14 protein-coding genes are annotated in these 15,743 nt (G+C 45.3%); 9 read left to right on the top strand and 5 right to left on the bottom strand.

Annotated features, from left to right (window positions below; genetic code table 11):
• Positions 1-78 precede the first annotated feature (78 nt).
• Complete coding sequence (locus F0231_RS02625; protein ID WP_367613456.1) at positions 79-711, top strand: DUF1007 family protein; 633 nt, start codon at positions 79-81, stop codon at positions 709-711.
• A gap of 15 nt (positions 712-726) precedes the next feature.
• Positions 727-1,803, top strand: a complete 1,077-nt coding sequence (locus F0231_RS02630; protein WP_171758160.1) for a nickel/cobalt transporter — start codon at positions 727-729, stop codon at positions 1,801-1,803.
• 101 nt (positions 1,804-1,904) lie between these two features.
• Here the strand turns inward: F0231_RS02630 and F0231_RS02635 are convergent, their stop codons facing one another.
• Positions 1,905-2,396 carry a VOC family protein gene (locus F0231_RS02635; RefSeq protein ID WP_171758161.1) on the bottom strand — a complete coding sequence of 164 codons (492 nt, stop codon included), beginning with the start codon at positions 2,394-2,396 and terminating at the stop codon, positions 1,905-1,907.
• 208 nt (positions 2,397-2,604) lie between these two features.
• Positions 2,605-3,243, bottom strand: a complete 639-nt coding sequence (locus F0231_RS02640) for a DUF1826 domain-containing protein (RefSeq protein WP_367613457.1) — start codon at positions 3,241-3,243, stop codon at positions 2,605-2,607.
• Between the two features lie 317 nt (positions 3,244-3,560).
• On the opposite strand from F0231_RS02640, the gene F0231_RS02645 reads away from it, so the two are divergent.
• Positions 3,561-3,788: a hypothetical protein gene (locus F0231_RS02645; RefSeq protein WP_171758163.1), complete on the top strand. Its 228-nt coding sequence runs from the start codon at positions 3,561-3,563 to the stop codon at positions 3,786-3,788.
• A 61-nt stretch (positions 3,789-3,849) separates the two neighbouring features.
• Here F0231_RS02645 and F0231_RS02650 read toward each other — a convergent pair whose 3' ends face one another.
• Entirely contained in the window at positions 3,850-4,197 is a 348-nt protein-coding gene (locus tag F0231_RS02650; protein ID WP_171758164.1) for a hypothetical protein, read from the bottom strand.
• A 179-nt stretch (positions 4,198-4,376) separates the two neighbouring features.
• On the opposite strand from F0231_RS02650, the gene F0231_RS02655 reads away from it, so the two are divergent.
• The 5 genes from F0231_RS02655 to F0231_RS02675 all read left to right on the top strand — a co-directional run bounded on the left by F0231_RS02655 (position 4,377) and on the right by F0231_RS02675 (position 11,780).
• On the top strand, positions 4,377-5,258 hold the full coding sequence (locus F0231_RS02655; protein ID WP_171758165.1) for a LysR substrate-binding domain-containing protein: 882 nt from the start codon (positions 4,377-4,379) through the stop codon (positions 5,256-5,258).
• 104 nt (positions 5,259-5,362) lie between these two features.
• Positions 5,363-6,445, top strand: coding sequence for an efflux RND transporter periplasmic adaptor subunit (locus F0231_RS02660; protein ID WP_171758166.1), 1,083 nt, complete (start codon positions 5,363-5,365; stop codon positions 6,443-6,445).
• Between the two features lie 9 nt (positions 6,446-6,454).
• On the top strand, positions 6,455-9,517 hold the full coding sequence (locus F0231_RS02665; protein ID WP_171758167.1) for an efflux RND transporter permease subunit: 3,063 nt from the start codon (positions 6,455-6,457) through the stop codon (positions 9,515-9,517).
• A 9-nt stretch (positions 9,518-9,526) separates the two neighbouring features.
• On the top strand, positions 9,527-11,005 hold the full coding sequence (locus F0231_RS02670) for an efflux transporter outer membrane subunit (RefSeq protein WP_171758168.1): 1,479 nt from the start codon (positions 9,527-9,529) through the stop codon (positions 11,003-11,005).
• Positions 11,006-11,207: 202 nt separating this feature from the next.
• Positions 11,208-11,780 (top strand): type II secretion system protein, encoded by a 573-nt coding sequence (locus F0231_RS02675; RefSeq protein WP_216611957.1) that lies wholly within the window; start codon positions 11,208-11,210, stop codon positions 11,778-11,780.
• A gap of 21 nt (positions 11,781-11,801) precedes the next feature.
• On the opposite strand, the gene F0231_RS02680 is transcribed toward F0231_RS02675, so the two are convergent.
• Positions 11,802-12,401 carry a trans-aconitate 2-methyltransferase gene (locus tag F0231_RS02680; RefSeq protein ID WP_171758170.1) on the bottom strand — a complete coding sequence of 200 codons (600 nt, stop codon included), beginning with the start codon at positions 12,399-12,401 and terminating at the stop codon, positions 11,802-11,804.
• Between the two features lie 259 nt (positions 12,402-12,660).
• Between F0231_RS02680 and F0231_RS02685 the strand changes: the two genes are divergently transcribed.
• Positions 12,661-12,846 (top strand): hypothetical protein, encoded by a 186-nt coding sequence (locus tag F0231_RS02685; RefSeq protein WP_171758410.1) that lies wholly within the window; start codon positions 12,661-12,663, stop codon positions 12,844-12,846.
• Between the two features lie 178 nt (positions 12,847-13,024).
• On the opposite strand, the gene F0231_RS02690 is transcribed toward F0231_RS02685, so the two are convergent.
• A complete protein-coding gene (locus F0231_RS02690) occupies positions 13,025-15,706 on the bottom strand; it encodes a hypothetical protein (RefSeq protein WP_171758171.1) in 2,682 nt (893 codons plus the stop codon).
• Positions 15,707-15,743 lie beyond the last annotated feature (37 nt).

Raw genomic sequence — 15,743 nt, forward strand, 5'->3', positions numbered from 1 at the left:
ACCATGACACAGCGATTTTCTTTTGTTGGTTTATCCAACCGCCTCTTCTCTAAGCAAGTCATTGCTACTCTTAGAAAAATTTTCTCAGTTGGGTTATTCACTGCCTTATTCTCTACCAATCTTTATGCTCATCCTCACTCGTGGATTGAGATGAAGACTTACATTGAAGGTGAGCAGGGCGTGATTACTGGCTTGAAGATGGAATGGTCATTTGATGCCATGACGTCGATGTATATGCTCGATGGTGAAGACACGTCACCTGAAAATGAGCAACAGACGTTCGAAAAGGTTGCGGCATCCGTGATTGATAACATGATGTATGAGCACTATTTCACCTACTTCTATGATGGTGAAGAGCCAATCAAGTATAAAATGGCGCAACATGCCAAGCTTGAGCGTGATAAAGCGAAACTTGTCCTGACATTTGACCTACCACTATCTAAACCAAAAACGGTAACGCGAGACTCTTTGCGGCTACTGGTGTTTGATCCGAGCTATTTTGTTGATATGAGCTGGAACTCGAAAGGAGATGTTGAGTTATCGCCTGAGTTAGCAAGGCAGTGTGCATTAGAGCTAGTAGAGCCTAACCCAACGCCAGAACAGATGAGTTATGCGATGTCATTACCTGTCGATGCTGACCCTGATAACACATTGGGTCAGCTTTTTACCCAATCGATTAATATCCATTGTGCCGCGTTTCCAGCGCAATGATAGGGGGCTAAATAAATGAAAAGTAATCCATTTAAAGCGCGCCACTGTCTGGTTGGTCTCGCGGTTTTAGCCATGTTAGGCCTAGGTTTTTACCAGCTGTGGTTGATGTGGCCATCGCTAGTGATTTCCAGTATTCAATGGCAGCGAGAAGTGAATGCTCAATTAGCTGACTTGCTCTATGAAGCAAAAACCGCCCCTTGGGTCGCTGGCAGTTACCTAATCGGGTTTAGTTTTATCTACGGTATGCTGCATTCGCTTGGGCCGGGTCATGGCAAAGTGATCGTTTCTACCTATCTCGCCACTCATCCGACAAAAGCTAAAGCAAGTTTGGCCCTCACGATCGTTTCAGCTTTGCTGCAAGCTTTAGTGGCCGTTCTGTTGGTATCTGTATTGATATGGGGCTTTAATGCTTCTATGCGAGTCGTCAATGACAAAGCGAACATGTTTGTTGCATTGAGCTTTGCGCTCGTCGCTGTTGTCGGTGTTTTGATTTGCTGGAAAGCGCTGAAGAATATCTATCGCGCTATGCGTCAGCCGCAACTTCGGGTCAAAGCGATTCAACCACTGTCTTCGCAAGCACTGTCTTCACAACCCTTGTCTTCAAAACCAATGTTATCACTCAATGCTCATACGCCTATGGCAACGGCGATTCATACAGTCCGCACAAATCATAAAGCGGGTTCTGAATGTGGTTGCGGGCATCAACATGTCGCCGATGCGGAGTCGATCAATAACGCATCAACACTACGCGAATATGCAGGCATCATTGTTACTATCGGTATAAGGCCTTGCACCGGTGCGATTATGGTGTTGTTGTTTTCGAATGTTGTGGGTCTCTACTGGATGGGCGTCTTGAGTGCATTAGCGATGGCGGTGGGTACCGCTTTGACCACGTCATTGATTGCCATAATGACGTTGACAGGAAAACACTTAGTGAAGCGCTATTTAGCCGTAGGAAATAAAGACGAGAACGGCTCTTTGAAAGTAGCAGGCCACTATTTACAACTGTTTGGTGGAGTATTACTGGTGATCATCGGTATGCTGTTAATGAATGGCCAAGATGCGGGTATGTCGCCGGTCTTTTCTGTTTAGCGAATCATCTCAACTCAATAGGGCTTTGCCTAAAAGCATTAAATTCAAAAAAGGATTGGTAGTGATACCAATCCTTTTTTAGTTGACTCTACCGCCTGATATTACTCGTAGTCAGTCGCGTAAGTGTCTTCGTAAGAGTGCGAGTAGAACTCAAATAGGTTGCCAAACGGGTCTTCTAGGTAAACCATTTGTGCTTGTTTTAGTTCATCTTCTGGGTGGTAACGGTGAATGTCCATACGTACTTTACCGCCATACTCTTCAACACGCTTGATTGCTGAATCAAATTGCTCTTTTGGCAACTGTAGACAGAAGTGGAAGATGCCTAGGCGAGAGAAATCAACTTCATGACGCTCTTGACGGTCTTTCATCTCAAACAGTTCAACACCGATGCCATCTGTTGTTACTAGGTGAGCAATGTTGAAGCCTTTAAAGCCTTCACCAAACACCGCAATACACATACGGCCGATGGCTGTTTCACGCTCTTCCATTACCTTTGTGTTGTTCATAACAATGCGTAGGCCTAGCGCTTTCGTGTAGAACTCTACCGCTTTGTCCATATCGCCAACCATGATACCAACGTGATTCATTTTCATATTCTGCTCCAGAAACTGTCTAGTTAATGTGTGTCGTATTTCGTTTCGATGGAGATAAGTATAGGTAGCTTTTTTGATTAGGTTAAATTATTGATAATTATTCATTTGATAATTCTATATTATCAAAATTGGTGGGTACCATTAAAAAAAGCGACCGAGTAAGTAGGTCGCTTTTCACTGAGTTATTCGTTGGTAGGCATAGAGATCACTATCCAAAATCCATCGTCAGCAGTAATCGAGGCTCATTGGCGACATTGTTAGGTGAGCGATGCACTAAACCTGTCTCTTCATTCCCTTCCCAGCGGGTGCCTTTTAACAGTGCGACATCTCCGCTTGATAGCTGCTTGATATCTGAATCTTGTTGATACAAACCGGATGATGAATCCGGTAGGCCATTACTACCTTTGCCAAGTTTTGAACGGTCTAGTGCTGTGTTTGGAAGCCATTGTGTTGCGATGCCTTGGTAGGTAGTGACCAATCGGCAAGGCACATGATCAACATGAAAACGAGGACACATCGCACCGTTGAGGGTTGCGAGCCTGACCCCTGCGCTGTCTAGATCAAATAGACAGCAAAACATATCGACGAGTTGAGCGATGTCGATAAGCAGAGAAACAGGGGCTTTGCCGTCAAATGTGTAGTCTAGAGATTCGAAAGCGTTTTCTGGAGAGAGGGTGACTGATTTGCTTAGCTCTGGGTTTTCAGCGATGAACTGCGAAATCGCATCGACGGTGTCTGGTTCAAAGTCTCGTTGCCAGACGGCGATATTGGTATCAGGTTGGTAGATATCACTGAGGGCCGTTGCCTCTTGGCCTATGCTGGCATGTGTTTTATCGATTATATCGATGTCAAAAGATTCGGCTAAAGCAGTCACGAGTAACCTCCCAAATAATAGGTGTCTTAAGGTTAGATGTATAAGTTTAATGTGATGTTATATCATAACAATTAACGAGAGCAAAACTGTATGGGGGAGGTTATGTATTGGACTGAAGAAGTCACGGCACGTTTTCAATAAATCGAAACAACTGGCGGAAAGATGATTACAGAAAATGATGTTTATGATGCTGATATCATAAAATCGTTTTCCCTCTCGGTATTTAGTTAACCATTGAGTTAGGGTTATCTTCCTATTTGCTTTACCTAACTCTAAATGAAGGACACCAAATGCTGACAACTAAAGAAACCCAGCACTGCACTCAATGTGATGCGAAAACAACACACATTGTTGTCTTGGTTCGTGATGAACCGAAGCAGAACAGTTTCTCCGACTTTTTGGGTGGGTTAATTAAAAGCTCAGCAGTGGGTGCGTTTGAAGCCAGCATGGATGACTTCCAGCGTCATAGCATTTGTGAACAATGTGGTAAGAAAACCATCAATGATAACCTTACCTAGTTCCGCGATTAGCGGAGTGAAAAAGCTGTAATTTTATCTTTTGAGCTTAAGATAATTAAACCTAGAGACTTAGAATGAGGCAGGCCAAAAAGGCAGGAACACCAGCAACCATCAGTTTGATGCAAAAGAGACTATTCTCAGAAAAACGCTTGTCATCGACTTCATCGGCCACGGTTCTGTCTACCATGGAGTCAGCAACGCGATCCTCTTTGTCAGCAGAAGCGCTGAACCCTCCAAGCGGGGGATACATGAAAAACAGTGCGGCGGTACCCCACAGAAGCATCACCATAAAAAACGCATAATCTGATAAGAAGTTAAGCCCGAAGAACCCCGTCGACACTTCCAAACCAATCACAATTGCAGCCGCTATCAAATTGCTGATAAGAGTAAATTTAATCAGTTCAAACATGTCATTTCCTTGTTGGGTAACGCTTCGACACGGCGAATACTAGAGTATCTCTGTCATGGTGTACACTCTTGTCGTCGCAGTTGAGAAGAAACCTGAGCCGGAGTCGATATAATTTGATATTGGCTAAAGTGGCGGTGGCGCTCATTACGTAAAGTAAGCGGGTACAAAGGAGAGTAGATGTGAAGATTGAAGACTTAAAGTTGTTTGTAAAAGTGGTGGAGCTTGGGAGCTTCACTGCTGCGGCGAATGCCCTTGATTTGCCTCGTGCGAACGTGAGCCGCAGAATCAATGAGCTTGAGTCGACTCTCAATACCTCTTTGTTCCACCGCACCACTCGCAGCCTTTCACTGACCAATCAGGGGGCGATCTACTACGAGGAGCTAATCAAAGCGCTCGAAATGTTCGACAATGCAGGCCAAGCCATTAAGCGTGATAGTGGCGTTGTGAAAGGAAAGGTGAAGCTCGGTATCTTGCCTGAAACCCATGATTTGCTGCAGCCAATACTGTTTGAATTTCTTGATCGCTATCCAGAAGTCGAACTGGATGTACGAGTTATTCAAAATGGCTTTATCGACATGTACCAGCAAGGGCTGGATATTGCATTTCATGGCGGCGAATTGATGGATTCAGATTTGGTTGCACGAAAAGTCCTGTTGCTCGATCGTTGCTTGGTAGCCTCTCCAGATTATTTAAACCAATATGGCACTCCAACGTGTGTTGAGCAACTCACACAGCATCAGGCTTTGTGTTTCCGCTGGCCAACCGGAGAGGTAGACCAGTTTTGGCACTTCTCACAACAAACCATTAAGGTGGATTCGAAGCTCATCGCCAACAGTGTCGCGTTTTTAAAAGATGCGTCTATTGCGGCAAGAGGGATCTGCTTCTTACCTAAAATTTTGGTGCAGAACCAACTGGCCAGTGGAGAGCTCGTTCATATCTTACCCGAGTCTCAAACCAAGTCGGAGCATGGTTACTTGCTCTACCCGCAACCTAAAACACTCAGTCACGTGAGTCGTTTATTGATCGAATTCTTATTACAAGAGATTCCAAAACTCAGCTAAGTGGAACCTATTGTCACAATATTCGTGACAGTCAGTCTTGTGAACAGCGGATTATTTGAACGGTGTTCAATTATAGAATAGCGCCAACAATATGGAGCTATTATATGAACAGATTCTCTTCACTCTCTATCATAGTCGGGTTAGCCATTGGGTTAACTGGCTGCAATCAGGCTCAAATTATTGAGCAACCTCAGGTGAGCCAAAAAACGCTTCAAGTCGTTGAGTTGGCTGATTCTCAATCGTTAAGTGCAAAGCATTTTAGTGGCGTTGTACATTCTCAAGAAACGGCGGGTTTGGCTTTCCGTGTTCCGGGAACGATTACACACATTCACGTGAAAAAAGGTCAGAGTGTAGAGAAAGGCCAGCTTATCGCGCAGTTGGATCCTCATGATTATCAAGTGGCGCTCGAAGAGCTTCAAGCCAAAAAGCTGGAAGCTGAATCAGCACACAAGCTGGCGAAAGCGGAACTCAAGCGGATTAAACAGGCTACGCAAGATGACGCCATCGCGAGTGTGAATTTAGATCGAGCAATCAGTGGTTATGAACGCAGCTTATCGGCCATCAAGGTGGTGGATAAAAACATTCAGCGCTCAAAAGACACTTTGAGATACACCGAGCTTCGCGCTCCATTTGATGGCGTGATAGGACGAGTGGATTACGATGCACATGAGCAAGTGCTACCGGGTATTTCAGTGGCAACGTTGCAAGATAATATGCAGCTTGAAGTGGAGGTCGATGTACCAGAAAGCCTGATTGAAGATTTTGCTATCGGGCAAACAGGCGCAGTCTCTTGGTATCAATCTAAAACGGCTCTGAATGCACAGGTGACCGAGATTGCTCCGTTGCCACATTTGATTAAGCAAACCTACACGGTGACCTACCGAATTGATGGGGCTGCTCAAATGCTGTTCCCCGGAAAAGCAGTGTCGGTGACTACGCAGTTAAGCACAATGCAAAATGCCTACTGTGTGCCATATTCAGCCCTAATCGGTGAAAAACAAGATATGCACGTCAATCTTGTTCGAGCGCATACCGTGGTGTCGACCCCCGTTGAGTTGCAGTCACTGGATGCGTACCAAGCGTGCGTGAAAGGAGAGATGCAAAACGGCGATTATGTTGTTGTGAGTGGTAGTCATTATCTTTCCGATGGCGATCGAGCCGATAAAATCGTTGTACGAGTTCAGTAGGGAATTTTCATGATCAAACTTGCTGAATTTGCTATTCGTCAGCGAACCTTTCTGCTGTTCTTTACCGCATTAAGTGTCATTGCTGGAATCTACTCTTACTTCGATTTGGGTAAATTGGAAGACCCAAGCTTTACGGTAAAAACAGCCGTTGTTGTGACTTTGTATCCGGGTGCATCCGCACAAGAAGTGGAAGCTCAAGTGACTGATACGATTGAAACGAAACTGCAAGAGATGGGCGAACTCAATCGCTTGCGCTCGCTTTCTCGTCCGGGCATGTCGATGGTGTTTGTCGATCTCAAAGAGAGTCTCAATTCTGAAGGACTTCCTCAGCAGTGGGATTTACTGCGTCGCAAAGTTGATGACGTGAAGCTGTTATTGCCGTCGACCGCGCAGCTTACCCTAGTGCAAGACGAATTCTCGGAAGTGTATGGCATGCTTTTCGCGGTTCATGGCGAAGATGCTAAACCTGAAGAGCTGCGCCGTTATGCAGAAGATCTTCAACGACGTATTAAAACGGTAAAAGGCATTAAAAAAGTCGAGCTTCATGGCGTTCAACCTCGCGTGGTATACATCGACATGCCAGACGAAAGGCTGGCGCAATATGGCCTTTCAACCGCTCAGGTTTGGAGCCAGTTAAACAGTCGCAACATGACCTTTGAAGCGGGCAAATTTGATACTGGCCGAGAGCGTGTTCGTATTGCTCAAAGCAGTGAATTTCAGTCACTCGATGATGTGCGCAACCTTGTGATTAAAGGTGGCGTTAGCGAACTCGGTACTGGCTTGATTCGTCTAGGGGATATTGCAGATGTCTCGATGGGCTATCAGAGGCCAGCGTTGACCGAAAACCGCTACAATGGTGAACAGTCGGTGACTCTTGCGGTGAGTCCTGTTCAAGGTATTAACGTGGTGTCATTAGGCGATACGATCCGTACAATCATCGACGAATATCAAGCGAGCTTACCTCTGGGTGTTGAGATCTCGACTGTTGCTTATCAGCCAGATGAAGTGCAGAAATCGATTGATGATTTCGTCGGAAACCTCGCGGAAAGTGTCGGCATTGTCTTTGTTGTACTGCTTGTCTTTATGGGCTTTAAGAGTGCGACCATTGTTGGCGGTAGCTTACTGCTCACCATTCTATTAACCTTGATTTACATGAATGTGATGAGCATTGACCTTCACAGAGTCTCTCTAGGTACCTTCATTTTGGCGCTAGGCATGCTGGTGGATAACGCCATTGTGATCACTGATATGATGATCGCTAAACTCAACAAAGGCATCGAACGTACTGAAGCCGCGATTGAGTCGGTAAAAGAGACGGCCATTCCGCTGCTTGGCGCAACCATTATTGCCATTATGGGCGCGAGTCCGGTGCTGTTTTCTAAAACCGACGCGGCTGAATTTGCGGGGTCAGTGTTCTATATCATTGCCTCTTCATTGCTACTCTCTTGGCTGGTTGCCATGACCTTTACCACGCTTATGTGCTGGCTGTTCATCAAACCAAGCAAAGGGGATGCTAGCAATAAGATGGTTCGCTACAAGCAGTGGGTGAGCTGGACGGTAGATAATCCAGCTAAGGCTCTAAGTGGTTTGATTCCATTGATTGTCCTGACGGCGTTTGCGGTGCCGTACATCTCAATCAACTTTATCCCTCAATCTGATCGACCAATCGTGTTCTTTGACTATTGGCTGCCGAACGGAGCGAAAGTTGAGCAAACCTCAGCAGACATGCAAAAGATGGAAGAGTGGTTACTTGAGCAGCCTGAAGTGGTGTCAATTTCATCCTCAGTAGGTGCGAGTGTGCCACGTTTCTCGGTGACAGTTGAACCCGAGCCGCTTGATCCTGCTTACGGCCAAATCCTAATCAATACAACCAATTATCACGCTATCTCAAGCTTGGTTGCCCGAGGTGACGAGTGGGTAAAAGCAGAGTTCCCGAATGCTGAGCCTCGCTTTAGATCGCTCAAACTTGCGACGACCGATAAGTATTCAGTTGAAGCCAGATTCTCTGGACCAGACGAAGTGGTATTACATCAATTAGCGGCACAGGCGAAAGCCATTATGTCGACGCACCCAGATGCAAAATACGTGCGTGATGATTGGCGCCAGCAGAGTAAAACGCTTCAGCCGATCATCAATCAAGATAAGGCTCGCCGAGCGGGAATTAATCGTGCAGACATTGCGTTTGCTCTGAAACGTGCCTCTGATGGTATGCCTCTTGGTCAAATGAACCTCAATGATGAACTCATCCCGATTCAACTTCGTGGCTCTGAGCAGACCATGGCATCGCTAGAAACATTGCCCGTGAAGTCGTTGTTGGGAGTACATTCTGTGCCGCTTGGTCAAGTCGTCGATGGATTCGAGTTGGCGGCCGAAGAGAGCATGATTTGGCGACGTGACCGTGTGAAAACCATTACGGCGCAGGCAGGAGTGAGCCGCGAAACCACTCCGGCACGAGTGCGTAATGCAATCAAAGACCGAATTGAAGCGATTGAATTGCCACCAGGTTACTCGATGGAGTGGGGCGGTGAGTATTACGACGAGCACAAGGCAGTATCAGACATTCTTAAACAACTGCCTAAGGCGATGTTGATTATGGTGATCATCTTAGTCGCCATGTTCAATGCCTTTAAGCAGCCTGTGATCATCTTATCGACCATTCCACTGGCAGCCACCGGGGCGACGTTTGCACTGCTGGCGTTTGATAAGCCATTCGGTTTTATGGCTCTGATTGGTGCTATTACCTTGATGGGGATGATCATTAAAAACGGCATTGTCTTGATGGATCAAATCGAGCTAGAACGAGCAAATGGCCGAGCGCTATCGGACGCGATTAAAGAAGCGACGATCAACCGTACCATGGCTATTTCTATGGGCGCTCTTACAACGGCATTGGGGATGATTCCGCTGCTGAGCGATCTGCTGTTCGACCAAATGGCCGCGACGATTATTGGTGGTTTGGCTGCCGCGACCGTTTTGTCACTGTTTGTAATGCCAGCGTTATATCGTCTGGCTTACAAAGAGAAGCCGCAGCCGCATAATAACGTTCGTATCAACCAACCACAGCAAGCTTAGGAGCTGGAAATGACTATACGTAAACTACAGCTTAATAAGGCGTTAAAGCTATCATCGATTGCGCTTGCTTTGGTGTTAACTGGATGTGCAGTAGGGCCTAACTATACCGAACCAACGGTATCGATGGCGGAAAGTTACCTCTACTCTGACAGCCAAGAATTGGCCGACAATGATTATTGGTGGATGCATTTCAATGACCAAACGCTCGATACCATGGTCATGGATGTTCAGCGCCAAAACATTCCGCTGCAAATGGCGGCCAAACGTATCAACATGGCCAACAGCTATAAGTCAGTGGTTGAATCATTTAAAGTTCCAACCATTAATGTTGGCGCGGGATACTACAACTACCAACTAAGCAAAAATGACTCCTTACTTGGCCCTGCCCTTAACCCACTAGGAGAGAGCGTAGCCTCACTGCCGCCTCAGTTGTCTAATGCCACCGTGTTAGACAATCAACATGACGGTGGTTTTGTTGGCGCGTCCATTGCTTGGGAGATGGACTTGTTCGGACGCTTGGACCGTCAAGCCAACGCTGCGGCTATTCGTGTCGAACAAGCCGAGATTTATCAAAGCGGATTAACCACTTTGATTACCGCAGATCTCGTCCACAATTACCTGCAATATCGAGGTGCTGAAGAGAGAACTGCGTTGGTACAAGCTAACTTAGTTGACCAGAAAAAGACTCTCCAATTGGTCGAGAAAGTGGTCAGCAGCGGTTATGGCTCGGAGCTCGACTTAGCGCAAGCCAAAGCCATGTTATCGGCAACTCAATCTTTGTTGCCTCAGCTAGAGATTGCTCAACAAGTCCACAAGCAGCGGATCGCAACGCTCCTCGGTGAGCCGCTATCTCAGGTAGATATTCGACTTGCTCAGTCGCAAGGTTTGCCTCAGATGGAAGGGATGATTCCAGTAGGCTTACCTTCTGACTTATTAAAGCGTCGCCCTGATATTCGCTTAGCGGAGCGTGAAATGGCGGCCATTAACGAAGAAGTCGCATCAAGCATCGCGAATCGTTATCCAAAATTCTTCTTAACAGGCGCACCAGGCGTATCAGCTAGTGATTTCGATGATCTGTTCAGCAGTGATTCTTTTGGCTGGGCTGGGTCAGTTGGTGTTAGTTGGAACGTATTCGATGGTGGCAGAGGCGACGCCTTAGTGGAGTTGAACCAAGCGCGATTTGATAGCGCAGCGCTCGGTTATCAGCATGCAGTGGACTCGGCATTTACGGAGGTCGACTCGATGCTCTTCGCTTATGGTCGAAGCCAAGAAAACCAACGCCATATTGATGATGCTTTAGCGTCATCTGAAAAAGCCGTCAGTAAAGCGAAGTCGTTATATAAAGCTGGCCTAATCGATCATCTTTCGGTGTTGGATGCTCAGCGTCAGAACCGCATGATGGAGGACAGACAATTGGCGGCCAGATTGCAAACTGCTCAGGTGACGGTTGGTGTGTATAAAGCATTAGGCGGTGATTGGGTGCTCTAACAATAAACGCAATTGCCCCAGAATAAGCCCAGTGGATCCCGCTGGGCTTTTATTCATTAAGTTTAAATGACCGTCATCTATACTGCAGGCCTATACTTGATCTATAAAACAAATTTATAAATTGTTTGTGATTTATACTTTGTTACATGTTAGAAACGTTTTGACTTCATGGATCGAGTTGTAAAAGGTAGCAGTAAGCGTGATGAAAAAGAGTGGTTTTACGTTAATCGAGTTAGTGGTTGTTATTGTTATTCTGGGTATCCTCGCTGTTGTGGCTGCGCCGCGTTTTCTTAATTTGCAAGAGTCAGCGCGTGAAGCTGTACTTGAAGGTATCGCGGGTGCGATGGAGAGTGCGATCACTCAGGTAAATGCAAAAGCGGCTATCGCTGGTTTAACCCCAAGTGATTCTAACCCAACAGCGGGCTCAGGCAGCTCAGCGCAGGATGATTACATTATCGATTTTGGCATTGGTGAAGTTGAAGTTGACTGGGGCGCACTTTGCCCAGAAAGTATCGGTGAGTCGGCTGATGGCTTGACCATGCTCGACTTTCTTACCTTAGGAACAACGGATGACTTGACGACAGCGATCGGCAATCGTCATACCGTGATTGGCTTCGAGCATGACTTTTCAGCTCAAGATCTTGGGTCGAACCTCATCGAGGTATTACCTGCGGGTTGCTACGTTATCTATGACTCATTTGGTGGTCGTGCAGGAGCAACGTGTCCTGCTGATGGCTGCGTCTGCACTGTGCGAATTGAAAACACCAACTGCTAGCGGTGAGACTTCCAACTCAAACTACGCTTTCTCAACAATCAAATAAGTATGAAGTTCTGGATGTTGGTCAAACTCCAAATGTCTGATTTTGCATCCCAGTTCGATGAATAGGCTCAAAAAACCTTGAGTTCCAAGGGAAGAATAGTAGACCTCTGGCCCCATGAAATCATCTTTGTGGTCGCCCTCCGAGTCTGTGCCTCCGAATGAAAAGATAAAAATACCACCAGAGTTAAGACTGTCGACGATCTTAGTAATCACAGGTCGTTGTTTAGCAAGTGGGATATGCCAGATGCTGTCCCATGCAGTGATGAAATCATACTGACTGTCTAACGTGTGTTCACAAATATCAGCTTGAATAAAATCGATATCAGGACGTTTTTCTTTCGCTAACTTCAGCATTTCAGAAGAGACATCTAAGCCTGATACCTGAAACCCTTCTTCTGACAGCAAGTCAATAAATCGGCATGTACAGCCACAGCCTATTTCTAACGCTTGCCCTTTATGGCTGACAAATTTTAGTGCCCGTTTGTGAGCGTCGATGCCATTGTTCATATTGAACTCATCGCGCTGCCAAATATGGGTAATCTGATCGTAAGCTTTGCCGATGTCACTAGGGTTCATCGAATTCTTCCTTGTGTCTATGTTGTGGCTGGTTCAGCGCAAACGATAGTTTGTTGGTTGATAGATACTATAAACTGCGCAGTTCGATTTGTACTGTTTTTTATGCTAATCAGTTACATAACGACGAACAAGTTTTTGGTAACTCGAGATAGAGCCTAAACACTTTACGCCTTATCCTTTTTCGTTCTTATGAGTAACTAACAAAATAATCAATAAGGACTAAAATTACAGGGTGCTTAACGTGTTTCTGGAGGTAGGCATGGACGTTCTTATCCAATTTGATCAGGAAGGCTTGTACCAAAATAATCCGTGGGATGTGCCGATTCCTTATCGGAAAGGCGCGGTTCTATCGGTGAATCCGCTCTCAGCTATGGTCTTGATTGATCAAAACCAAGCCCATCTCTATGACGAAAATAGTGAGCGAAGAATGAACCTAGAAAGCTAGGTTCGTTGGAGCTAGCTTTTGTTTCCACTCTTTTCGGTGATGTTTCGAATTGGGTTGTAATTCTGTCCTGCCGTATATAGGGCAAGTTAGACAAAGGCTCTAGACATGAGTACGCCACTCTTGTTTGAAAGAGTGGCGTACAGTTTATTATGTAACGTGTTGTTAATGTTTCAAAGGGCTAGTGTGTCGTAAAGAAACCTATTTTTATATAGTCTTCTTTTGCGCCGTTTGTGTTGGTGTCTGTAGCCATGTACATCCCAAACTCATACACAGGGAACTCTTCGCTGACGTCAAATCCGTGGACTCGACCATAATAGCCTTGAGAGCCACTCCATGAACGGGTGGTTAACGTTTCTAAACCTTTTGTATATGACTTGCTTTTGCCAAAACCAAAGTTTTTAAAGTTCGCTCCTACCTTTACTGTCTGGGTGAGGGACTCCCCATTCCCCTGACCTTTTTCTAAATAAGTGGTTACAGTCATACCCACTTCCAAGTATTGGTCAGGTGTTGGAGGAGGAGAGTGATATGTGCTTTCTTGTGCATCTGGATATTTCTCATAGATATCGGGCAACTTTGGATATTCTTGAGGTATTCCTTTAGGAGCAAATAGATGATCATAGGAAAACAGTTTCCCTCCAGTGTCACTGTTTACTTGGTTATATTTTGTAAGGTTTACATAGGAACTCAATGGTGTTCTAGGAAACATATATTTCGTAGTAGTGCCGATAGCATCCGCTAACTCATTTGGAGCTGTAAGTATTTTGTATTCATAACTGTCAAATGGAGTGACTTCAAAGTGAAGAAAGGCGTCTCCGGCTGTATTACCTGCTATGTTTGAGGTGGTTTTAGTTACGGAGAGTTGCTGACTAAAGATGTCACTAATCGTTGAGCTTGTCGCATACTCGAATACTGGAGACGTTACTTCAGAAGTTGTCCCTGATGAAGACGTTGAAGTCAGGCTATATGAATCCCCCGTTTCAGTTGAGTGATAAAACTCTTGGGTAGGTTCCATTGATTCGAATAAACTCGCGTAGTATGGAACGGCATCCATTGCTTCAAGCAGGATTGGAGGTGATATTTTTACTTCGTGTCCACCTGCATGTCTCGCATTGATTGACACTTGGTTAGGGTCAACCGCATTCAAGCTCGGGTAAGCAGAATGATAGTGGGTTGCGATCTTCACTTTAGCGCTAGGAAAAAATGGAGGTTGTGAAATGTGACTTCGGTCTAAACCAGATTTATATCCGTAAAAATTATCACCTGTGCCTTCAACATCTTCAAATATGCTATTGTCTACATCGATCAGTTGCACAGTTCGAAGTGAGTATTTAGCGCTGTCTCTATTTATTCTAGCGAGTATCAACTCTTCACCTTCAGAACGAACTATCTGCGATTCTGAGGGGGATGCAGTTAATATGTTGTCTTGAGTTTGGTATTCGTTAAAGTCCTCTGAAAAGTTACCTACTTGCCACTCAAGTGTTACATTTGGCGAATCACCTAGATTCCATCGGCCAACGTTGGATAATTTATTGGCTTGAGATGGGTCAAAAACAAATATTTTACTAGCATAGGCGATGTAGTCTTGACCTATACCAAGTAGGTCAGCTGCTGCAATGGATGTTTGAGCATAGAAGCTTTCCTCTTTCCACTTACTTTCACTCCAATTAAAGACAGCGAAAGGTTCTGAAGAATAGGTCTCACTGTCTATTTCATTGATATTAATTACATGGGTAGCTAGCTGGGGCTGTATGTTTGAATTAATTCCGCCCAGGATCAATTGATCAGTCTTTCGTCCGTCGATCTTCGCACTTGTTATTGCTTGAGGGCAGAAAGTTTCAGATAAGTTGGCATAGGTGCTATTGATGAGGGTGTTGTAGTCCTTCGTGCCAAGCTTGACTATGCTTACTTCGCGCTCGGAGCAGTGCTTTGCTTCAGCGGGTTTATCCAGGTCCCAAGGGTAAGCATATGAACGTTTGAGGAACATTAACTGTTCGCCGGGCTCCGTTCTAAACTCTCCTTTAGCAAGGGATATGCTACCGTACCCAGATAAAGAGAACTCTGGAGAGATAGCATAGGAAGCAGGGAGTGCACTACCTGATGAACCAGTCAGGTTTTCAAGAACAAACACATATACGCGACCATTATAAGAGATTGCAAGCAGTTCAGAATATCCATCTGAATCAGTGTCTAAAAAGATGGATTTAAGTCTATGTGTCTGTTGAAGCTTTTCTCCACTTGGAATGGGGAAGTTACTGCTTGTGTCGGTAAGTAGTATGTTTGATACCTTACCTTCCTGTGTATCAAATGTCAGGTGGAGTTTAGCAATATCATCTGATCTAACGAGCTCTAAGATCGCACTACCACTAGCGAGTGATGTCGCCTTTTCTCCATAGAGAAAGGTTGTGTGGTGAATATTTGATCTCAGAACTTCCCCTTCTACAACCCCTTTTCCAAAACTATGAGATTGTCCGGCTGATAAGTCATTTTGATTATCAATATAACTAACACTTTCTAATGGAAGCTGGTTCTCGCTTACTCCGTACGGGTCAGTTTGGTAAAACAAGTAGTCTTGGGCTTCTTCATTTTTAGGGTAATTTGTAAAGCCCAGCTGATCCTGAACGACTGGGGTAATAAAGGTTTCTTGTGGCGTATAGTTTGAATCAGGCAAACCATTTACCGGGTCGAACGGTCGTTTATCCACGGAATAAATGTTGAATCCGAGCTGATGAAGTACTTCTGTATACTCATCATTGTCAATGGGTATTTCTGCAAAGCTTGTGCTGGCATACGTTGTAAAAGTGGATGCAGTGAGTGCAATGCTAAGTAGTGAATGCGAAAATAGACACCTATGTATGATCATTTATAGTACTCCATGTTGAAATGACTGGTTGAATGGT

The sequence above is a fragment of the Vibrio sp. RE86 genome (assembly GCF_013114545.1).
In the GTDB taxonomy this organism is placed as follows: Bacteria; Pseudomonadota; Gammaproteobacteria; order Enterobacterales; family Vibrionaceae; genus Vibrio.